Genomic DNA, 22,128 nt, shown 5'->3' with positions numbered 1-22,128 from the left:
ATTTCCTTAAATTAAAATCATTTCAAATACCTCTTACGCTTTGTTTTTTTTAAAATCACAACTTAAAATAAAAATATCCTAAATAATTACTAAAAGAGTCTTTATATTTGCGTAACGATTTTAGTTTTTATAATGGAAAAATTATTTAACAATACAGAAGTTGCTTTTGCACTAAAAAACAACAAAGAATTAAAAAGAGCACACTTTCTTTTTAATATGATCAGCAAACCTACACTTGTAAAAATGGGTTCTGCTCTTGCAAATTTTGCAATTAAAACACACCTTCCTGTTACAGGTTTAATTCGTTCAACTGTATTTGACCATTTTTGTGGTGGAATTAGCGAAGATGATTGCTTAACCGTTGTTGATAATATGTACAACAAAGGTAGAGTTGCCTCTGTTTTAGACTATTCGGTTGAAGGTAAAGAAACTGAAGAGCAATTTGATGCGGCATTGAATATGACGATTAAGACGATTGAATTTGGAAAACAACGTCCTGATGCTATTCCTTTTGCTGTTTTCAAACCTACTGGTTTCGGTAGATTTGATATGTTCGTTAAAAAAGGTGAAAATGTAAAGTTTACTCCTGATGAAGAAAAAGAATGGGAACGTATCGTTTACCGTTTCAATATGGCTTGTAAATTTGCTTATGACAATGATGTATTACTTTTAATCGATGCTGAACATAGTTGGATGCAAGATGCTGCTGACGAGATTTGTTTAGATATGATGCGTAAATACAACAAAGAAAAAGCACTTATTTACAATACAGCACAATTATATCGTTGGGATCGTTTACAATATCTTAAAGATTTACACCAAATAGCTAAAGCTGAAGGTTTCCACGTTGGTATGAAAGTAGTTCGTGGTGCATATATGGAAGTTGAAAGAGAACGCGCTGCTCAAAAAGGATATAAATCTCCTATTTGTGTTGATAAAGCGGCTACTGATGTTAACTATGATGCAGCAGTTACTTTTATGATTGAAAATGCAGATGTTATGGCATTATTTGCAGGAACTCACAACGAAAAGAGTTCTTACTTAATCATGGACTTAATGAAAAAACACAATATCGCTCACAATGACAAAAAGTTGTTTTTCGGACAATTATATGGAATGAGTGATAATATCAGTTTTAACTTAGCTAAAGAAAACTATAACGTAGCAAAATACTTACCTTTCGGACCAGTACGTGACGTTATTCCTTACTTAATTCGTAGAGCAGAAGAAAACACTTCTGTTGCAGGACAAACGAATAGAGAGTTAGATTTAATTACAACAGAATTAAAACGTAGAAAGCTTAAATAGCGCTTGATATACTTCATAAAAAAAGCACTACTGAAATTTCAGTAGTGCTTTTTTTTTATATTATCCTTCCTTATTTTACAGCATTAAAATTGCCTTTAAATAAGAGAAATAAGCTACTTATTTAACCTCCCAATTAATTGCTTTTAAACCTCTTGACACTAAGTAATCATTCGTTTTAGAAAAAGGTTTACTCCCATAAAATCCACGATACACCGACAAAGGCGATGGATGCGCAGTTTCTATAACCAAATGTTTATTCCTATCTATATTCTTCCCTTTTTTCTGAGCATAACTACCCCATAAAATAAAAACAATACCATCTCTTTTTTCTGACAAACATTCTATAACCTTATCTGTAAAAATTTCCCAGCCCATCTTTTGATGTGAACCTGCCCTTTTTTGCTCTACAGTCAATGTTGCATTTAACAATAACACTCCTTGTTCTGCCCAAGCAGTCAAATCTCCACAGCGATTTTTAATACCTAAGTCTGTCTCTAATTCTTTGTAAATATTAACTAAACTCGGAGGTAATTTCACCCCTCTATTAACAGAAAAAGACAATCCATTAGCCTGAAACATACCATGGTAAGGATCTTGCCCTAAGATAACAACACGTACATCGTTAAAATTAATCATCTCAAGTGCTTTAAACACCTCTTCTTTTGGAGGAAAAACTACGGCAGTTTCATACGCTAAGTTTACTGTTTCTTCTAAATTCTTAAAATAGTCTTTTTCGAATTCTGCTTTTAAATATTTATTCCAACTTGAGGATGTAAGTTTCATTTTTCTATAATTTATTCAAAGATAATGAACTCACTCAATGCTTACAATAGATAGCTTTAATTGCTTTGTAAAAACACTTTAACTAATAGAGCCTACAAATCACCAATCCCTTTAAAATTTGGCAAAAAAGCTCCTCTAATACAGAAAATCTCTATGATATCCGATGGAGCAACATCTAAGTTTTCATAGCTCGAATTATCACTAACAAATAGTAAATGATTATTTTCTAAAACACGTTTAAACCTATACGTCATCAGTCCCCTACCTTTTAAAACAAATAGGTATAAATGCCAGGGCTGAATATCTTTTATATCTATTTTTTTAGTAATAACATAAGATGAAACTTTTAAAGTAGGATACATATTTTCAGAAGCAACTTGAAAAGCCATATCTACTTCTTCAGTTGTAGGAAATACAAACTTTGGTGCGTCTTTTAATACTTTCTCTGAATCTAAAAAATATTCAAATTGATGATCTAATGAAATCATCTTTACTTGTTTTTTTAAAAAAGAATTACTCTTTACAATAGTAGACTCCTTTAAAAACAATTCATTTAAATCAATACGATGCTCTTTACATATTTCAATAATTCCTTCATATTGCAAACTATTTCTCTTCTTCCAAGAAGATATAGTATTAGGCTTTACCTTCAAAATATCAGATAATTCCAAATCCGTTTTAATCTCAAGTAATTTCTTAAGTTTCTTAATTACAGTAGTTGCGTTTTGCATAGCTCATAGTTTTTTTTTTAGACATCTATTTGTTTTAAGGATAAAACATCCTTATCTAATTATTTAACAAAACAAACTTTCCATACTAATAATCCTTAATAGTGATACAATTAAACACTTATTACTAATAAAAGTTCGCAATAATAAATTTTATACACACAAATCAATTATCTTGCCAAGACCTAAATCTTTAACTGGGCATACAAAATTTTAACATTTCACAATTAGCGTAATTATAAAAAACTCAACAAAACCTTTCCTATTTAGAAACCACCAACCGCTTTTTTTTAATAACATTCAAAGATATTTTCAACTATAACAAGTTTTTATGAACACATAGCAATACGCTCGCTTCCTTTATGGAAAGCGACTTGATAAAATATAATTACAACTTGCGATAGTCAAAACATATACTAATCGAAGCTTTAACCACTTAAGAATCAACAAAACTTATCATTCACTATTTTCTTACTCATATTTTTTTTTCATTAACAATAAAAAAATTAAAAAACACACGATCTGAGTTGTTTCTGTAATCCTACTTTTCGTGTATTAAACAAAATAAAAGCCTAAAATCTATTTCTTTTCTAAAAAATGAGAGTTTTAATCTCAAAAATAGCAAGGTAAACTACTCCTAAAAAAAGCAAAAATTTAACGCAGTATCACAAACTTTATACTCCTATATATAACTATCTAAAATCGATTGCTTATTATTTCTGACCAATAATAAAAGGGCTTTAAAATAAATAAAACCAATGAACAACTCCCCCATTTAAGTATATGGTGATTATCTTACTATTTTTATCTAATTTTTTACATATTTTACAAACTTCCTTTATTGTTAATAAAATATCACTTTTAAAGTATTTTAAATATTATATAAATAAATCCCCCTCTATTTATTGGATAAAAACATCATTTAATAACAAAAAAATAATCACTATTTGGCATATTTATTGACTAACACATTTTAAAAAAAGTATTTAATCTAATTATTGTAGTAGCTTTATTTAAGAAAGAGCAACTATTTCTAATTCTCTAACCGAATTCTAATCTTGCTCTAATCTGTATTTAATCAAACTCAAATTAGCTTATAACAACCAGATAATAATTTTGTCATTCAAATTAGTCATTACTATGTTTAAGAAGATTTTTTTTACATTAACCTGTGTTATCTCAACGATGTCTTACGGACAACAAACTGATAACACTACACTACAGCTCTCTAAAGAGCAAGCTGAAGCTTTATTCTTAGAACAAAACTTAGATATCCTTGCTAAGAGAATGGAGATTTCTCAAGCTGAAGCACAACTCCTGCAAGCGAGATTATGGCCCAACCCAACTTTTGAAATTGCAGAAGTTAATCTTTGGAAAACAAGAAATATAGAAGAACAACCTATCTTATTTGGAAATTGGGGGGAATCTCAACAGTTTGCTTTCCATTTAGAACAACTGATACAAACAGGTGGTAAACGCCGTAAGAATATTGCTCTTCAAAAATTAACGATTGAAGAAAAAACACAGGAATTTGAAAGTGTATTAAGAGCGGCTAAGCTTGAATTGAGAAATACATTCTCACAGCTTCAAGTGCTTCAACAACAGAAGTTAATCTTTGAAAAACAAATTAACAATACTAAATCGCTTATCGTTGCTTATAAGAATCAATTGGATCACGGAAATATCAGCCAGGCTGAATTTATCCGTCTTAAAGCAGCTGAACTTCAGTTTAAAAAGGAACTGATGTCTATTAATAACGACTTAGAAGAAGCTTTAAAGGACCTGAAGAACTTCATCAACATTGGTCGATATACTAATATTATCATTACTGATCCGCTTTCTGTTCCTGAAAAGGAACTTTCGGAAATCGAATTAGAGAACTGGATCATTACGGCCCAAGAGCAACATCCTGATGCTTTGTTGAGTAAAAACTTAGAGCAACAATCGCTTAAAAAGCTTGAGATTGAAAAAGCAGAGCGTGTTCCTGATATCACTTTGGGTGTTGATTATGATCGAGGTGGTGGAATTATGACTGATTTTGTTGGTTTCGGAATTTCTTTTGATTTACCAATTTTCGACAGAAATAAAGGAAATATTAAGGAGGCTAAACTGGATATTGAAATTGCTAAGTTAGAAACGCAGAATAAGATGAATGAACTGGCAAACGATATTGTTGAGGCTTTTAGAAATTACTACCACGCCAATGAGTTGTATAAAGATATTGATAGTGATTACGAATTGCAGTTAGACAACCTATTAGAGGCTTACAACAAAAACTTTCAAAAGAGAAATGTGAGCTTAATCGAATATTTAGATTTTGTAGAAGCGTATATCGACAACAAAACAATATTACTTGAAACGAAAAAAGACTTAACGGATCACTACGAAAAACTACAGTTTGCTATTGGAAAAGAATTATAAAATGAAAACAATCAAAATTATGCCAAGATATACCTTATTAACTGCTGCTCTTTTTAGCGCATTCCTTGTGAGTTGCAATAAAGAACCTAAAAGTGCTGAACAGACTGAAAGTACTTCTAACTGCATCACTGCAAGTATTAAGGAGGGACTTACTTTTGAAAAAGTAACACTTAAACCTATTGAAAAGAGTTTAACCTTAAATGGTTATGTCGATTATAATCAAGATAAAACAATTCCTTTTACAAGTCTTGTTGATGGGGTGGTTACAAACACTTACTTCTCTTTAGGTGATTATGTGAAAAAAGGACAATTGTTAGCTGAGATAAAGAGTACGGATTTAAACGAGTTCTATGACGAACTAAAATCAACTGAAGCGGAATTGAAAGTAGCGCAACGCGAACTCCAATCTGTTGAATCTATGTTTAAAGATGGTATCGCTTCTCAAAAAGAACTAATTGAGGCGCAAGAGGATGTTAATGTATTGAAGAGTAAATTAAACTCAGCTAAGAATAATTTAGCTGTTTTCAATAATGCTGACCACTCTGGGGTATTTAAAGTTGTTGCCCCTCAAGCGGGTTATATAGTTACAAAGGCTATTGCAGCAGGAATGCCGATTGCTGGTGGTGAGGAACCTTTGTTTACGATTGCAAACTTAGAGGATGTTTGGATTATGGCGAATGTGTATGCTACGAATATGAGACACATTGAACCAAATTTAGAGGTAAAAGTTGCAACACTTGCCTACCCTGATGAATATTTCTCTGGTAAGGTATCTAAAATGTCTCAAGTTTTTGATAGTGAAGAACGTGTATTAAAGGCGCGTATTGTACTTGAAAACAAAGAAATGAAGCTAAAACCAGGTATGGCGGCTGATATTATTATCCAACTTAAAACAGATAAAGGACAAGCACTTGCTGTTCCTAATAACGCTATTGTTTTTGACAACAATCAAAACTATGTAGTTGTTTATAAAGATGAATGTAACTATGAGATACGCAAGATAACTCCTACGTCTAAAAACAACTTATATACATACATCAGCGAGGGTGTTGAAGAAAATGAAACAGTAGTAACTACTAACGAGTTGCTATTGTATGAGCAATTAAACAATAGTTTATAATCTCTAAAGCTTAGCTAATTATGCGAAAATTTGTACAGAATATAGTTTCCTTTTCTCTTAAGAATACATTTATTGTAATTTTTGGAGTACTCTTATTGCTTTTTGGGGGAATCTATAGTTATATACACACACCAATTGAAGCCTTTCCGGATGTTACGAATACAAGAGCTCGTATTATCACTCAGTGGCCTGGTCGTAGTGCAGAGGAAATAGAAAAGTTTATTACACTGCCTATTTCTAAAGAAATGAATACAATTCCTAACAAAGCAGAGGTTCGATCTATATCGCTTTTTGGTTTGTCTGTGGTTACTGTATTGTTTAATGATGAAATTGACGATTTTTACGCCCAACAATATGCGTCTAACCGTATGGGAAGTGTGGACTTACCTGAGGGAGCTGACTTTGAAATTGAGGCTCCGTCTGGGGCTACGGGGGAAATATTTAGATATATCATTAAGAGTGACTTACCTATCAAGGAGGTTACAGCTATTCAGGATTGGGTGATTGAAAGAGAACTTCTTTCAGTACCTGGTATTGCAGATGTTGTAAGTTTTGGTGGGGAAGAGAAAATCTATGAAATTCAGATTAACCCTACGGAGTTAGTGAATTATGACTTGTCTCCTTTAGATGTGTATGAAGCCGTTGAAAAGAGTAATATCAACGTAGGTGGTGATGTTATTCAACGTGGAGACCAAGCGTATGTGGTTAGAGGTGTTGGCCTTTTGGATAATTTAGAAGATATCGAGAATATCTTAATTGAGGTAAAAGGTAATACACCTATTTTAGTTAAACACGTTGCTAATGTGTCTATTGCTGCTAAACCGCGTTTAGGTCAAGTTGGTTTTCAAGATGAAGATGATGTGGTACAGGGAATTGTAGTTATGTTACGTGGTGAAAATCCAAGTGCTGTAATCGCAAGTTTAAAAGAGAAAATTGCAGACTTGAATGAGCGTATTTTACCTAAGAATGTAGAGATTATTCCGATTGTTGATAGAACTGACTTAGTAAATACAACGGTTCACACGGTAACTAAAAACCTTGTAGAGGGAATTATCTTAGTGTCGCTTATTGTATTTATCTTTTTATACAATTGGAGAACTACATTTATTGTTGCTTCTGTTATTCCTTTAGCTTTCTTATTTGCTATTGTAATGCTTAAAATACAAGGTCTTCCTGCCAACCTTATTTCTATGGGGGCTTTAGACTTTGGTTTGCTATTAGAAGGAACATTGGTGATTGTAGAACACGTGTTTGTGGGGCTCGAAAAACGTGCTGAAACGGTTGGTATGCAACGCTTTAATCGTATGTCTAAATTAGGTACTATTAAGAAAAGTGCGAGTAGCGTAGCAGGATATATATTCTTTGCGCTTCTTATTTTGATTGTTGCTTTAATGCCTATCTTCTCTTTCCAAAAAGTGGAAGGTAAAATGTTCTCACCTCTTGCATTCACCTTAGGTTATGCTTTATTAGGATCGTTGATCTTGAGCTTAACGTATGTGCCTGCAATGTGTAAATTACTATTAACTAAAAATATACGCGAGCGCGAAAACGTTATTTCAAGATTCTTCAAAAAGAATATTTACAGAATGTTCAACTGGAGTTATATGCACAAGAAACTAACGATTTCAATCTTCGCAGTTATCCTTGTTGTTTGTGGGGTTAGATTTCATTATTATGGTTCTGAATTCTTACCTAAACTAAACGAAGGGGCTTTATATATCCGTGCTACATTACCAAGTAGTATCAACTTAGACGAGTCTGTTCGCTTGACAAAAGAAATGAAAGCGATTATTCGCGAATACGATGAAGTTGATTTTGTGTTAACGCAAACTGGTCGTCCTAATGATGGTACGGACCCTACTGGATTCTTTAATATTGAATTCCACACAGAGCTTAAACCGCAAGATGAGTGGAAACGCCATATTTCAAAAGACGAATTATTAGAGGAAATACGTGTTTCTTTAGAGAAATACCCTGGTGTAAACTTTGGGTTTAGTCAGCCAATACAAGATAACGTTGAGGAGTATGTAGCGGGTGTTAAGAGTTCGCTTGTTATCAAAATATTCGGTGACGATTTATTTGAACTTGAGAAATATGCTAATCAAGTGGCAAGTAGTATAAAAGATGTTGAGGGGATTACTGATTTGAATGTGTTTAAAAATATTGGATTACCTGAGCTTCGCATTGCACTACACGATCATAAAATGGCTAAATATGCCGTTACTACTGCTGATGCTCAAGCGGTAATTGCAATGACAATTGGAGGACAAGCAGCTACAACTTTCTATGAAAATGAAAGAATGTTTGATGTTGTCTTGCGTTTTGAAAAAGATTACAGAGATTCTGCTGAAAAAATTGAAGATATTTTAATTCCGACATTAGACGGAAAACAAGTGCCTCTGAAAGAGATTGCAACGATTGACTACCACACTGGTCCCGCTTTTATTTATAGAGAAGGAAGTAGCAGATATATCGGTGTTGGTTTCAGTATTGAGGGACGTGATTTAGGAAGCACAATTGCTGAAGCAAAAGCAAAAGTTGAGAAAGAAGTACACTTACCTACGGCTAACAAAATGGAATGGGCTGGTGAGTTTGAAAGTAAAGAACGTGCTGCAAATCAATTGATGTTAGTGGTTCCAGTATCGCTAATCTTAATTCTTGTATTACTTTACTTTAACTTCGGAAATGTAAAAGACACCGCTATTTCAGCCTTGACAATTCCGTTTGCCTTCATCGGTGGATTTATATCTCTTTGGGCTACGGGAACTATCTTTGGTATTTCTGCGGGTATCGGATTTATTATCTTATTCGGTGTAGCTACAATTGATGGTATTGTACTGATTGGTGAAATGCGAGAAAACCTACGCAGTAGAATGCCTCTGAAAGAAGCTATTCACGAAGGGGTTAAAAGTAGAATCCGACCTGTTATTATGATTGCCCTAATGGGATCTATGGGATTATTACCGGCTGCATTGTCAAATGGTATGGGGTCTGAAATTCAGAAACCATTAGCAATTATGATTGTAGGTGGATTGATTATTTGTATGATATTATCCTTTACTGTCTTGCCACAGGTTTTCTACTGGGCATATAAAGACAAAGAGAAAAAATAAAGTTCATATTCCTTTTTTTTGAGAGACCGTTGCTTTTTAGTAACGGTCTCTCTTTTTTATACACGCTTCAAACCCAGCAACGACGAGACTTATACGAGTTTTAATTATACCTTGTTCGACATTCGTACCACATTAGTACCACATTTAGCCGGAAATAGGGGCTATTTCCCGAAGGTCTTTAGAACGAATGTGGTACCAATGTGGTACTTGGTCCCTACAAAACACAAACAAAAAGGCACCTTGTTTGCTATGACGAACAACAATAATTATTACACAAAAAAAATCAAGCCTAATTACAACGCTATCAAATGCTTAACATACGTACAGGCTAAATTTTACTTACTTACTTCCTATCGGCTACGAAGTACAGCATAAATAACAAATTAGCTATTCAAACCAATAGGTTGACAATAGTGCAGTGAAAAACAGTTTCTTCTTATACCCCAAAAACTTCAGTATAGAGTGCTTTTAGGACAATAAAAAAGGCCTTATCAAAACGATAAGACCTTTTTCAATAAGTGCTGTGTTGTATAGTGATAGTGTGTATCCTAATTAGTAAAAAGTAACTCTCTGTACTTTGTCAAAGTCCACAATTCATTGTCAACCATCATTTCTAACTTATCACTGTGGTAGCGAATTACGTCAAAATAAGGTTTCACATTGTTGCAGTAAACTTCCGCTTGTAATTCAATATCATCAATATTGTTTGCTTTTTTACGCTCATTAGTCATTTCTATTACTTTCACGTTTATTTGCTCAATATGGTGTGATATTTTTTTGATGATGTGGATTTGTTCTGTCGCAACAGATGCAAAATCATTTTCACCAAAAATCTCTTTTAATCCTTTTACGTTTTCGATTACTAAGTTTTGATACTTAATTGCTGTTGGAATTACGTGGTTTTTAGCGATATCACCTAACACACGTCCTTCGATTTGGATACGTTTAACGTATTCTTCCAACTCAATTTCATATCTCGCTTCCATCTCTACTCCTGTCATTACTCCCATTTCTTCAAATAGCGCAATTGACTTAGGATCTTTCTTAATTTTTAAAGCACTTGGCGTGTTTTTATTATTACTCAATCCTCTTGCCTCAGCTTCTTTTTCCCATTCATCACTGTATCCATCTCCTTCAAAAAGAATTCTTTCACTTTGCTTGATGTACTCACGTAAAACGTTGAAAATAGCCTCGTCGCGTTTTAAACCATCGTTTCCAATTAAGCTGTCAACCTCTGCTTTGAAGTCTCTCAACTGTTTAGCTACGATTGTGTTTAATACAGTCATCGGTCCAGCACAGTTTGCTGTAGAACCAACAGCTCTAAACTCAAACTTATTTCCTGTAAACGCAAATGGAGAAGTTCTGTTGCGGTCTGTATTGTCTAATAATACATCTGGAATTTTTCCTACTACGTTTAATTTTAAATCTGTTTTCTCTTCTGGAGATAACTTACCATCAGTAACATCTTTAAGCTCGTTCAACACTTTAGTCAATTGTTGCCCAATAAAGATAGATACAATTGCTGGTGGTGCTTCATTTGCCCCTAAACGGTGATCATTACTTGCAGATGCAATTGACGATCTTAATAACTCTTCGTTATCGTTTACAGCTTTAATTGTATTGATAAAGAATGTTAAGAATTGTAAGTTGCTCTTTGGTGTTTTACTTGGGCTTAATAAGTTAACCCCAGTATCTGTTGCCAAAGACCAGTTGTTATGTTTACCTGATCCGTTAACACCTTTGAATGGTTTTTCGTGAAAAAGCACTTTAAAATGGTGTCTTTCAGCCACTTTTCTCATTACATCCATTAACAAGGAGTTGTGGTCCACTGCTAAGTTTGTTTCTTCAAAGATTGGCGCTAACTCAAATTGGTTTGGTGCTACCTCATTGTGTCTTGTTTTTACTGGAATACCCAATAAAATACATTGGTTCTCTAAATCGTGCATATAATTCAATACACGTGTAGGAATAGAACCAAAATAGTGGTCATCTAATTGTTGTCCTTTTGCCGCTGTATGCCCTAATAAAGTTCTACCAGTAGTCAAAATATCAGGACGAGATGCTGCCAAAGCAGAGTCCACTAAGAAGTATTCTTGCTCCCACCCTAAAGTTGGAGTTACTTTACGTACGTTTTTGTCAAATAATTTAGCCACTTCAGTTGCAGCGTCATCAATAGCAGTAATTGCTTTTAACAAAGGTGTTTTGTTGTCCAATGCTTCTCCTGTATAAGAAATAAATACAGTTGGAATACACAAAGCCGAGTTAAAGATAAACGCCGGAGATGTTGGATCCCAAGCTGTGTACCCTCGTGCTTCAAAAGTGTTACGAATACCTCCGTTAGGAAAACTTGACGCGTCAGATTCTTGTTGAACTAACTGACTACCGTTAAATTGTTCTAATGGATCACCATCGAATTGTGTTTCAAAGAAAGCATCGTGCTTTTCTGCAGTAGTACCGGTCAATGGTTGAAACCAGTGTGTATAATGAGTAACTCCTCTTGACAGAGCCCACTCTTTCATACCTAATGCTATGTATTCTGCAAGTTTACGGTCAATCTTAATACCTAATTGAGCGTTTTTAACTGCTTGATAAGCTTCTGGCGTAAGAAATTGACGCATAGACTTATCGTTAAATACATTATCGCCAAAAATTAATGATTTTCTACCCAGTTCTTCTACTTGTACAGTTTCTCTTGAAGCTGCTTTTTCAATTGCTCGAAAACGAAATGTTGACATAATATTGTTTTTTGAGGTTAACCCCTTTGTTATAGACAACAAATTTATGGTATTTCATCTTATTTTCGACACACACCCCCTATTTTTTTTGAAAAAAAATTCAAAACAGCACTTTTTGAGAACTGACCCCCTATAATTTAGAGGTTAAAAAATAAAAAAGGCGAAATATCTCTATTTCGCCTTTTCGGTTTATTTGTGGAATAGCAACTAATTTTGCTTTTTCACTACTACATTTTGTAAGTTATACTTCGCTACTGCTTCTTCATAACTTAATGGTGTTCTTACATTTTTACCTTCAACAGATTTATTTACTTGTCTTGGGTCTTGCGCTGGAATATAAGCTACTCTAAAAGTTCTGCCTTTTAGTAAACCATTTTTTCCTTGAGCATCTCCATTAAATAATCTCAATTTAGTTGAAGCACTTGCAGTAATCTCAATATCGTATGGACTAAAGTTATAGCTAAACTCTAACTCCTCTTCTTTATTTGTATCTATATCTGTTACAAAATAACGATGAGGCATTGGTGTCCAAATTCGTTTATTATCATTAGTTACCCCAGTCAATATATAGGCTAAGACAATATCTCCGTCGTAAACCTTTACAGGCGCTTGCTGTAAATGCCCAACTACATTTTTATCTAAGTCTCCATCAAAACTGAAGGTATATTCAAATATTGAAGGATAAATCGCTGGTCCTGCAGGCCCCGTAGGTCCTTCACAACTTCCTAAAAACAATGCACTTGTAATAAATGCAACTATTAAACTTAACTTTTTCATACTTTACATATTTATATTCTATGCAAAATAAGAATTATTAAATTGCAAGTATCAATTTTATATTTTTTTTTAGATATTAACGATCTCCGTGAAGTCTTTTTCTCATCTCTTCTTTAATCGCTTCATACTTTTCTACTAATTCTTGGTCTATCTCTCCTGCGTGTTTCTTAATTCTTCTCAAGAAGAAACCATACATAATTCCATAAACACCTAATAATATAAATGAGAAGGCAGTCCAATACACAATTGTAAATGCTCCAAATTCAAGATTCCACAACATAAAGAAAGCGAAAATCATTCCCAATAAAGCAAATACAAATAGACCTGTCCACGATTTAACACCGTAATTCTTTAAGTCAAATGCAATTCCCATTCCTCTCATAGAACGGAACATCAATCCAAATCCTACAAAAATAGGTAAGACAACCGCTGATAATGAAGGATTACCAATCAAGATTGTACCTAAGATTAAATCAACAATACCCGAAAATAACATCCATCCCCAACCGTCTAACTGATCACGGTTAGAAAATGCAAAGGCTATTTCAAATATCCCTGATATTAAAAACATACAACTGAACAATACCGTAAGGGAGAAATAAGAAGCTAACGGCGTCATAAATATATAGATTCCACCAACTACAAATAGTGCCCCAACAATTGCGGGAATATACCAGTTTTTAACTCTGTCTTTGACAGTTTTTACAAATGAATTAGTCATAATTGTTTGATTTTTATATATTATTCTAAATTACAACTTTTATGCCGCAGGTAAAAATTTTAAGCATTAACTTTGAAAAAGTTTCTTTTTACAGGACTTTTACTTATATGTGTGTTTAAATATTACATTTTATGATTAGAAAAATTCTACTGGCTTGTTTATTTGTTTCTTCACTGTCTTACGGGCAGACATTAAAGCCTCAGTTTGAAAAACAAGAGGTATTAAACAGTGCTATATTGGCTAATGATATTCACAAGGCATACAGCGTTGACTCACTTCGTCAGATGACAGGATATACTAATATATATAGATCTCCTGAAGTCGGACTAACTAATATGTGGGGACTTTACAAAAACACTGCATCTAACGTGCACGAGGTTGTTATACGTGGTTCTGTCAACAAAGGCAGTAGCTGGTTAGCAAACTACTATGCGGCAATGATTCCGAGTCAGGGAAAAATACAGTTGGATAACGAAACAACTGTTGATTACAAATTATCTGATGATGAAAGAGCTACGGTACACGCTGGGTGGACAATTGCTTCGTTATACTTATTACAAGACATCAAACCAAAGATAGACAGCTTGTATAAAAATAATGTAAAGGAACTTATTATATCAGGACACAGTCAAGGTGCGGCGATTGCTTTTTTGCTAACTGCCAACTTAATTCAGATGCAACAACAAGGACTGTTACCTCAAGATATTCAGTTTAAAGTTTACGCTATTGCTCCTCCTAAACCGGGTAATATGTATTTTGCTTACCAATATGAGAAGATGACCAAAAACTGGAGTTACGCAATTATCAATACACAAGACTGGGTTCCGGAAGTTCCTCCAACAACACAGACCTTGCGCGACTTTAATGAGATTAGTCCTCTTTCTGAAGGTGAAGTGAAACAAGCGCTTAAAAAGCTTTCTTGGCCAAAGCGCATCTTTGCAAAAGCAATATTCAACAAGATTAAGAACCCTCCTGAAAAAAGCGTTAAACGAAGTAAAAAATACTTGGGTTCGTTTGTTTTCTCTATGGTGCAAACACATTTACCTGAGTTAAAAGAACCTACTTATAGTTCAAATAACAACTACGCTCGTTGTAGTAATCCTATTATATTGGACGGACAAGCTGATCCTGAATACCAAAGGGAGTTTCACAAACCGGAGAGTATTATGACACATCACTTACCTCCTGCTTATCTACACTTAATAGAAAAACAATTATAAGCATACACTTAAGATTGATGTTCGTTTTGAAGAACTCAATACGAGATAAAACAACAAGAGGCTGTCTAAATGGACAGCCTCTTGTTGTTTCTATACTATGCAAAAAAAACAATAAAAAAAGAGACTTAAAAAGTCTCTTTCAGAAATAAAACAATCTTTCAATTGTTATAGTTATAGTTTGGTTAGGGTTTCGTATCTAATGACTCTCTTGCAAGTCTGTTTTAATCTCTTTTAAAAACGCAAAATCTATTGCCTCATCTTTTGTCTTTCTATTTCGTTTTTTAAAGTGTTCCAATATACACAACTTTTTTATTCACTTGCAAGCAACTTAAAATTTATACAATATTTAAATAAAATATCCGAGATATTAAAAAATAAAACATTCCCGTTAAGAGTTAAATTACACTATTCTTTTTATTTTAACATTAAAAAAATATGATATATTTTTTAAAATAGATATTTTGAATACTTTTCAACAAAAAAGGTTTAAAGAAATACATCTTTAAACCTTTTTAAACATTATTTTATTCAAAAAAAACCTACATATTTCGTCTGTATTGTCCGCCTACTTCAAACAAAGCAGAGGTAATTTGTCCTAATGAACACACTTTTGTAGCATCCATCAACGCTTCGAAAATATTGCCATTCTGAATAGCCACTTCTTGGATATGCGCCAATTGCTGAGCTACCAAAGCTTCGTTAGCTTTATTCAAATTCTCCTTTGTTTGAATTTGGAACAGTTTCTCTTCTTCTGTTGCGCGAATTACCTCAGCAGGAACTACTGTAGGTGATCCTTTAGAACTCAAGAAAGTGTTTACACCAATAATTGGGAAACGACCGTCGTGTTTTAATGTCTCGTAATACAGCGACTCTTCCTGAATTTTAGAGCGCTGGTACATTGTTTCCATCGCTCCAAGTACTCCACCTCTTTCAGTAATTCTATCAAACTCTTGTAACACAGCTTCCTCAACTAAATCTGTTAGCTCTTCTATGATAAATGATCCTTGTATTGGGTTTTCATTCTTAGCGAGACCTAACTCCTTGTTGATAATCAACTGAATTGCCATTGCACGACGTACAGACTCTTCTGTTGGTGTTGTAATTGCTTCATCATATGCATTTGTGTGTAATGAGTTACAGTTGTCATAAATAGCATACAACGCTTGTAAAGTTGTACGGATATCGTTAAAATCAATCTCTTGTGCGTGAAGCGAACGCCCTGAAGTTTGAATGTGGTATTTCAACATTTGTGCACGTTCATTAGCGCCGTACTTATTTTTCAATGCCTTAGCCCAAATACGACGTGCTACACGCCCTATCACAGCATATTCCGGATCAATACCGTTAGAAAAGAAAAACGACAAGTTTGGTCCAAATGCATTGATATCCATTCCTCTACTCAAATAATACTCTACATACGTAAACCCGTTAGCAAGAGTAAATGCCAACTGTGTAATTGGATTAGCACCCGCTTCTGCAATGTGATAACCTGAAATAGACACAGAATAGAAGTTACGCACATTCTTATTGATAAAGTACTCTTGCACGTCTCCCATCAAGCGCAGAGCAAACTCTGTAGAGAAGATACACGTATTTTGTGCTTGGTCTTCTTTTAAAATATCCGCTTGTACAGTACCGCGTACTTGTGATAGGGTATTCTTCTTAATTTCGTCATATACCTCTTTTGGCAACACTTGATCTCCCGTTACCCCTAATAGCATCAGTCCTAAACCGTCATTTCCCTCTGGCAGTTCGCCATTGTAACGCGGTCTTTCTACGCCTTTTTTCTTGTAAATCTCAGCAATCTTAGCTTCTACCTCATCTACTAAATCGTGTTCTTTAATGTACAATTCACATTGTTGGTCAATTGCCGCATTCATAAAGAACCCTAATAACATTGGCGCAGGCCCGTTGATTGTCATCGATACAGAAGTAAGTGCGTGTGCCAAGTTAAAACCAGAGTACAACTTCTTTGCATCGTCTAAACAACAAATAGACACTCCCGCATTACCAATTTTCCCGTAAATATCAGGACGATGTCCCGGATCGTTTCCATATAGGGTAACCGAGTCAAAGGCAGTCGATAGTCGCTTAGCAGGCATTCCCAAGGAAACATAGTGAAAACGTCTATTCGTACGTTCTGGTCCACCTTCTCCCGCAAACATACGCGTTGGGTCTTCTCCCTCTCGCTTAAACGGATATAGTCCTGATGTAAACGGAAACTCCCCTGGTACGTTTTCTTGCAACGACCAACGCAAGATGTCTCCCCACGCCTCATATTTAGGCAGCGCTATCTTGGGAATTTGCAAATGAGACAAACTCTCTGAATGAGTAGCTATCTTAATCTCCTTATCGCGCACTTTAAAGGAGTACACCGGATTCTTATATTTATTAACCTTTTCATCCCACATTAGGATAACCTCCCAATTGTACGGATCTAAGTTCATCTTAACCTTGTCAAACTCCTTAATAAGTAGGTTAACAAACAATTGTGTGTCCTCGTCTTTAGAAGCAACACTTGCCTCTACAATACCAGACTTATCTATTTCAGGTTGCTTCCCCGCTACACTGTGTAATGTTTTGAAAATACCGTATAACTTTTGAGCTACCTCTTTTTGCGTTAATACCGTATCGTCATATTTGCGGTTATTCTCTGCAATTTCAGACAAGTAACGCGTGCGGTTTGGTGGAATAACGTAAACCTTCTCACTCATTTCTTTGGTAATCTCAAAGCCTGTTTTTAAGTCAGCCCCTGTTTTTTCAACCACCTTATCCATAATTGCTTTGTATAGCGCATTGGTACCAGGATCGTTAAACTGAGAAGCAATCGTACCGAATACAGGCATCTCATCAGGGTTTACATCCCATAAGTTGTGGTTGCGTTGATACTGCTTCTTTACATCGCGAATAGCATCAAGAGCCCCTCTTTTGTCAAATTTGTTGATTGCTACAATGTCAGCAAAGTCAAGCATATCAATCTTTTCTAACTGAGTAGCTGCACCAAATTCTGGTGTCATAATGTACAAAGACGCATCTGAATGGTCTAAAATCTCTGTGTCAGACTGACCAATACCGGAAGTTTCTAAGATTATAAGATCATAATTAGCCACTTGAAGTACTTGTAGCGTTTCCTCAACATAACGAGACAGTGCTAAATTCGATTGGCGGGTAGCCAACGAACGCATATATACACGAGGATTATTGATAGAGTTCATACGAATTCTATCACCTAATAGCGCCCCTCCAGTCTTACGTTTAGAAGGATCAACAGATACTAAGGCTACTGTTTTCTCAGGGAAGTCGATAAGGAAACGACGTACTAATTCGTCCACCATTGAAGACTTACCAGCACCTCCCGTTCCTGTAATCCCTAATACCGGAGTATTTTTATGTTTCGCTTCATCAAACTTAAATAGTTTCAAAAAATCTTCTTCTCTATTTTCTGCTAATGAAATTAAGCGTGAAATTGTAGTAATGTCTTTATCGGCAAGAGATTGATAAACATCTTTCCCTTCAGGCAATTGCAAGTCCATCGTAGGATAGTCAGCCCCTTGCACCATATCGTTAATCATTCCTTGTAGTCCCATAGCGCGACCATCATCTGGAGAGTATAATCGGGTAATTCCATAATCCATCAATTCCTTGATCTCACTCGGAAGGATTACTCCCCCACCGCCTCCAACAATTCGAATATGACCAGCCCCTTTTTCTTGTAATAGATCGTACATATACTTGAAGTACTCATTGTGTCCTCCTTGATATGACGTCATTGCAATAGCATTAGCATCTTCTTGTATAGCAGTATTCACGACCTCCTCAACACTTTTATCGTGTCCAAGGTGAATTACCTCACATCCAGTTGCTTGAATAATACGACGCATAATATTTATAGCTGCGTCATGGCCGTCAAATAACGCCGCCGCCGTAACTATACGCACCTTATTCTTAGGTACATACGGTGTATTTTGTTGCATAATATAGTTTTTTAGTTTTTGTAGAGTAGCAATATAGTAAAATAATCAATATTGCAAACAAATTATACACAACTCCTATAAAATCAAATCATTATCTAATTATAAATATAGTATTAATAATTATATCTTAATAAGACTACCCTATTGATATATCACATCTGTCTTGTGCCATTAAACTTCAAAAGGACATTTTTATATAATTCATAAAAAAAAGCAAAAAAACACTCTAAAAAATGATTATCAGCTTATACCTAAAACCACTTAATTGCTAAAAACTCAATAATTACAACAAATAACAACATCATAACTAATTATAATGAATAATAATAACGAAAAAAGTTTTTCAAGATAGTGTATTTTAAAAAAAATTATATAAATTTCGAATTCTAACAAGACAACTAACAAACCACTCTTAAATTATGAAACTTGAACTTTTTGAAGAGGTCTCAGATACCTTGGCAAAATTCATTAATGAATTTGTCGATATTCCAAGCTCTGCAAATAAGTATAGCATTGCTTGGCAAAGATTTCACTACAACTTTTTTAAGTCGATGACAACAAGCCTATTTGAATCGATGTTACACCTAAACTATGCTACTTTATTGAACCAAAAGAAAGAAATTCAATATGCCCAAGCATTTAGTATCGTTGTAGATAGTAATTATAATATTATCAATACAATTGACTTTGATACAATTGATAAAACTACCCAGTATAATGTAATGGATGTAGTTATTGCAGAATGTAAAGGCCAACGCGACAATTGGCAAGAAAACAAATATCACTTTATTAAATTTAATTGCCTTAATAGAAAAAATAAACTTTGCACTATTAGTGGTACTGTATTAAAAGACGTACGTAATAATAAGTTTATATTCAATCTTTTCTATATTAATATTAAAACAAATCTAAATGATGTTTTATTAGAAATTGACTACTATACTAAAGACAAGAAAAAATATAACGACTTATATCACGAGCTTATCAGTATTAATAATATAAATGAAAATAAATTATATACTATCTTAGAAAATAAAGGCATTTCTAAAACTACATTTAACGATGATTTTATGTACTTCTACGGAGACACCTTTTGGAACTTTTACAACAAAGAAAGATATATTAGAGGTTTACAATTATTGTTTTTTACGAAAGATTCTCTCTATGAAATTGCTACACAATGTGGTTTTAAATCTATTCGTCCGATGTATGTGAAATATATTAGAGCTAATCACTTAAAGAAACATTCGCTTATACGTTATTCTAATATGATGTAAATAGTATTTAGAATACACACCTTATAAAATAATCGCCTTACACTAACCGATTGTTTTAAACACTAATTTCTCGCTTATTAAATTAAAAAGGGCGATACATCACCAAATGTATCGCCCTTTTAATATCTACAACTTATCTAATCTATTAGATAGCTTTTGTTTTCTCTTTTAACCAAGCTGCTTCATCATCAGATAACTTAGAAGAAATAGAATCATAGACCCATTGGTTATAGTTATTTAACCAATCAATATGTTCTTGTCCTAACAATGATTTCTCAACTAAGTCTGTAGCGATATAGCAAATAGTCAATGTTTCAAAATCCATAAAGTCACCAAACTGATTTGATGCTAAGTCCTTAGATAACACAAGGTTTTCAATACGAATACCGTGTTTACCTTCTCTATATAATCCTGGCTCAATTGACGTAATCATCCCTGGCTCAATAGCAATATCAGTTGCCGTACCATTAAGCACTTGTGGACCTTCGTGTACGTTTAAGAAAAAGCCTACTCCGTGTCCTGTACCGTGTCCGTAGTTACGCATTGTAGCCCAAATAGGACGACGCGTAATTGCATCTATCTGATATCCTCTTGTTCCCTTAGTATAAATAGCCATAGACCCCTCAATTGTTCCTTTTAAAACAATTGTATAATCCTCTTTCTCTTCTTGCGTTGGTGTACCTAATGCAATAACACGAGTAATATCAGTAGTTCCAGTTTCATACTGACCTCCTGAATCAACTAATAATAATCCTGTTGTTTCTAACTTATAGTTACTATGTTCCTCTGCTTTGTAGTGTGGTAACGCTCCGTGATCTTTATATCCTGCAATTGTATCAAAACTGATGTCTTTGAAACCAGGTTGTTCTGCGCGAAGTCCTCTCAAATGATCAGCGATATTCATCTCTGTCAATTCTCCTTTGGCTACGTTCTCTTCAATCCACTTAAAGAATTTAGTCAACGCAATACCATCATTAACCATCGCTTGTCTTTCGTGGTTAATCTCTACTTCGTTCTTAATCGCCTTAAGCAGCGTAGAAGGATTCATATCTTCAATAATCTTCACTCCATCCGCTACTGAATCATACGTAGCAAAACAAGTACGTTTAGGATCTAACAAGATAACCTCTTCTTTACCTAATCCTTGTAAATAAGCTTTTACTTCTTCATACGGCTTAATTGTAATACCGTAGCTTTCTAATTCTGCTCTTGTTGCAGCGTCAAGTTTTACAGCGTCAATAAACAAAATCACTTGTTTGTGATCAATAAAAGCAAATCCTAAAGTAACAGGATTACACTTAACGTCTGTTCCTCTGATATTTAACAACCACGCTAAATCGTCTAAAGAAGAAACTAAATGAGCTGTTGCTCTTTTTTGTTTCAATGCTTTACGAACAGCTTCAATTTTATCAACAGTTGCTTGTCCTGTGATTGTCGTTGGTAATGTATATGCTTTTTCTGTTGGCAATGCAGGACGTCCTTTCCACACTGGATCAAGTAGATCCACGTGTCCATTCACTTTAATTCCCAATGGGTTTAAAATACTGTTCACTGAATTAGCAACAGCTAATGAAGCAAGATTACCGTCAAAAGCTACCGTAGCTCCTTCAGACAATTTCTCTCCTAACCAAGTTACATATTCTGGTGCGTGTTGTACTTTCAACTTCACAAGCTCAAAACCAGTACCTGCTAATTGTTCATTTGCCTGTACAAAATAACGAGAGTCTGTCCATAGTCCAGCAAAATCTTGTGTAATCACAAGTGTTCCTGCAGAACCTGTAAACCCAGATGTCCACGCAATACATTTATAAAAATCAGGTAAATATTCACTAATATGTGGGTCAGATGAAGGAATGATATATCCGTCAATTCCCTTTTCTTTCATCAAGAAACGGATCTCTGATAACTTTTCTAAATTTGTCATTTTTTCAATAAGTTTTTCAAGCTAAAG

The 22,128-nt window shown here is 34.3% G+C and carries 13 protein-coding genes; 6 read left to right on the top strand and 7 right to left on the bottom strand.

Annotated elements, in window-relative coordinates:
• The first annotated feature begins 132 nt into the window (after window positions 1-132).
• A complete protein-coding gene (locus BLT46_RS04060) occupies window positions 133-1,308 on the top strand; it encodes a proline dehydrogenase family protein (RefSeq protein WP_090406600.1) in 1,176 nt (391 codons plus the stop codon).
• A gap of 117 nt (window positions 1,309-1,425) precedes the next feature.
• On the opposite strand, the gene ung is transcribed toward BLT46_RS04060, so the two are convergent.
• Both ung and BLT46_RS04050 read right to left on the bottom strand, forming a co-directional pair.
• Window positions 1,426-2,091, bottom strand: coding sequence for a uracil-DNA glycosylase (gene ung, locus BLT46_RS04055; RefSeq protein ID WP_090406597.1), 666 nt, complete (start codon window positions 2,089-2,091; stop codon window positions 1,426-1,428).
• Between the two features lie 92 nt (window positions 2,092-2,183).
• Window positions 2,184-2,822, bottom strand: a complete 639-nt coding sequence (locus tag BLT46_RS04050) for a LexA family transcriptional regulator (protein ID WP_090406594.1) — start codon at window positions 2,820-2,822, stop codon at window positions 2,184-2,186.
• A gap of 1,137 nt (window positions 2,823-3,959) precedes the next feature.
• On the opposite strand from BLT46_RS04050, the gene BLT46_RS04045 reads away from it, so the two are divergent.
• From BLT46_RS04045 to BLT46_RS04035, 3 genes are read left to right on the top strand one after another with little or no spacing between them, the layout of a single operon-like run.
• Entirely contained in the window at window positions 3,960-5,240 is a 1,281-nt protein-coding gene (locus BLT46_RS04045) for a TolC family protein (RefSeq protein WP_090406592.1), read from the top strand.
• A gap of 1 nt (window position 5,241) precedes the next feature.
• A complete protein-coding gene (locus tag BLT46_RS04040) occupies window positions 5,242-6,360 on the top strand; it encodes an efflux RND transporter periplasmic adaptor subunit (protein ID WP_245722938.1) in 1,119 nt (372 codons plus the stop codon).
• Between the two features lie 20 nt (window positions 6,361-6,380).
• Complete coding sequence (locus BLT46_RS04035; protein WP_090406589.1) at window positions 6,381-9,473, top strand: efflux RND transporter permease subunit; 3,093 nt, start codon at window positions 6,381-6,383, stop codon at window positions 9,471-9,473.
• A gap of 548 nt (window positions 9,474-10,021) precedes the next feature.
• Here BLT46_RS04035 and BLT46_RS04030 read toward each other — a convergent pair.
• The 3 genes from BLT46_RS04030 to BLT46_RS04020 form a co-directional block, all read right to left on the bottom strand.
• Entirely contained in the window at window positions 10,022-12,208 is a 2,187-nt protein-coding gene (locus BLT46_RS04030) for a glutamine synthetase III family protein (RefSeq protein ID WP_090406586.1), read from the bottom strand.
• Window positions 12,209-12,415: 207 nt separating this feature from the next.
• Window positions 12,416-12,985 (bottom strand): hypothetical protein, encoded by a 570-nt coding sequence (locus tag BLT46_RS04025; RefSeq protein WP_090406583.1) that lies wholly within the window; start codon window positions 12,983-12,985, stop codon window positions 12,416-12,418.
• 76 nt (window positions 12,986-13,061) lie between these two features.
• The gene (locus tag BLT46_RS04020; RefSeq protein WP_090406580.1) at window positions 13,062-13,706 is read right to left on the bottom strand and encodes an HdeD family acid-resistance protein; all 645 of its coding nucleotides are present in this window, start codon (window positions 13,704-13,706) and stop codon (window positions 13,062-13,064) included.
• 131 nt (window positions 13,707-13,837) lie between these two features.
• Between BLT46_RS04020 and BLT46_RS04015 the strand changes: the two genes are divergently transcribed.
• Window positions 13,838-14,926: a lipase family protein gene (locus BLT46_RS04015; protein WP_090406577.1), complete on the top strand. Its 1,089-nt coding sequence runs from the start codon at window positions 13,838-13,840 to the stop codon at window positions 14,924-14,926.
• Between the two features lie 539 nt (window positions 14,927-15,465).
• On the opposite strand, the gene BLT46_RS04010 is transcribed toward BLT46_RS04015, so the two are convergent.
• The gene (locus BLT46_RS04010; protein WP_090406574.1) at window positions 15,466-18,900 is read right to left on the bottom strand and encodes a methylmalonyl-CoA mutase family protein; all 3,435 of its coding nucleotides are present in this window, start codon (window positions 18,898-18,900) and stop codon (window positions 15,466-15,468) included.
• Between the two features lie 419 nt (window positions 18,901-19,319).
• Between BLT46_RS04010 and BLT46_RS04005 the strand changes: the two genes are divergently transcribed.
• On the top strand, window positions 19,320-20,177 hold the full coding sequence (locus tag BLT46_RS04005) for a helix-turn-helix domain-containing protein (protein ID WP_090406571.1): 858 nt from the start codon (window positions 19,320-19,322) through the stop codon (window positions 20,175-20,177).
• A 145-nt stretch (window positions 20,178-20,322) separates the two neighbouring features.
• Here BLT46_RS04005 and BLT46_RS04000 read toward each other — a convergent pair whose 3' ends face one another.
• Window positions 20,323-22,101, bottom strand: coding sequence for an aminopeptidase P family protein (locus tag BLT46_RS04000; RefSeq protein WP_090406568.1), 1,779 nt, complete (start codon window positions 22,099-22,101; stop codon window positions 20,323-20,325).
• Window positions 22,102-22,128 lie beyond the last annotated feature (27 nt).

Origin of the sequence: Myroides phaeus (genome assembly GCF_900099675.1) — a bacterium.
Taxonomy (GTDB): Bacteria; Bacteroidota; Bacteroidia; order Flavobacteriales; family Flavobacteriaceae; genus Flavobacterium; species Flavobacterium phaeum.
This window is presented reverse-complemented; position numbering and strand designations above follow the sequence as displayed.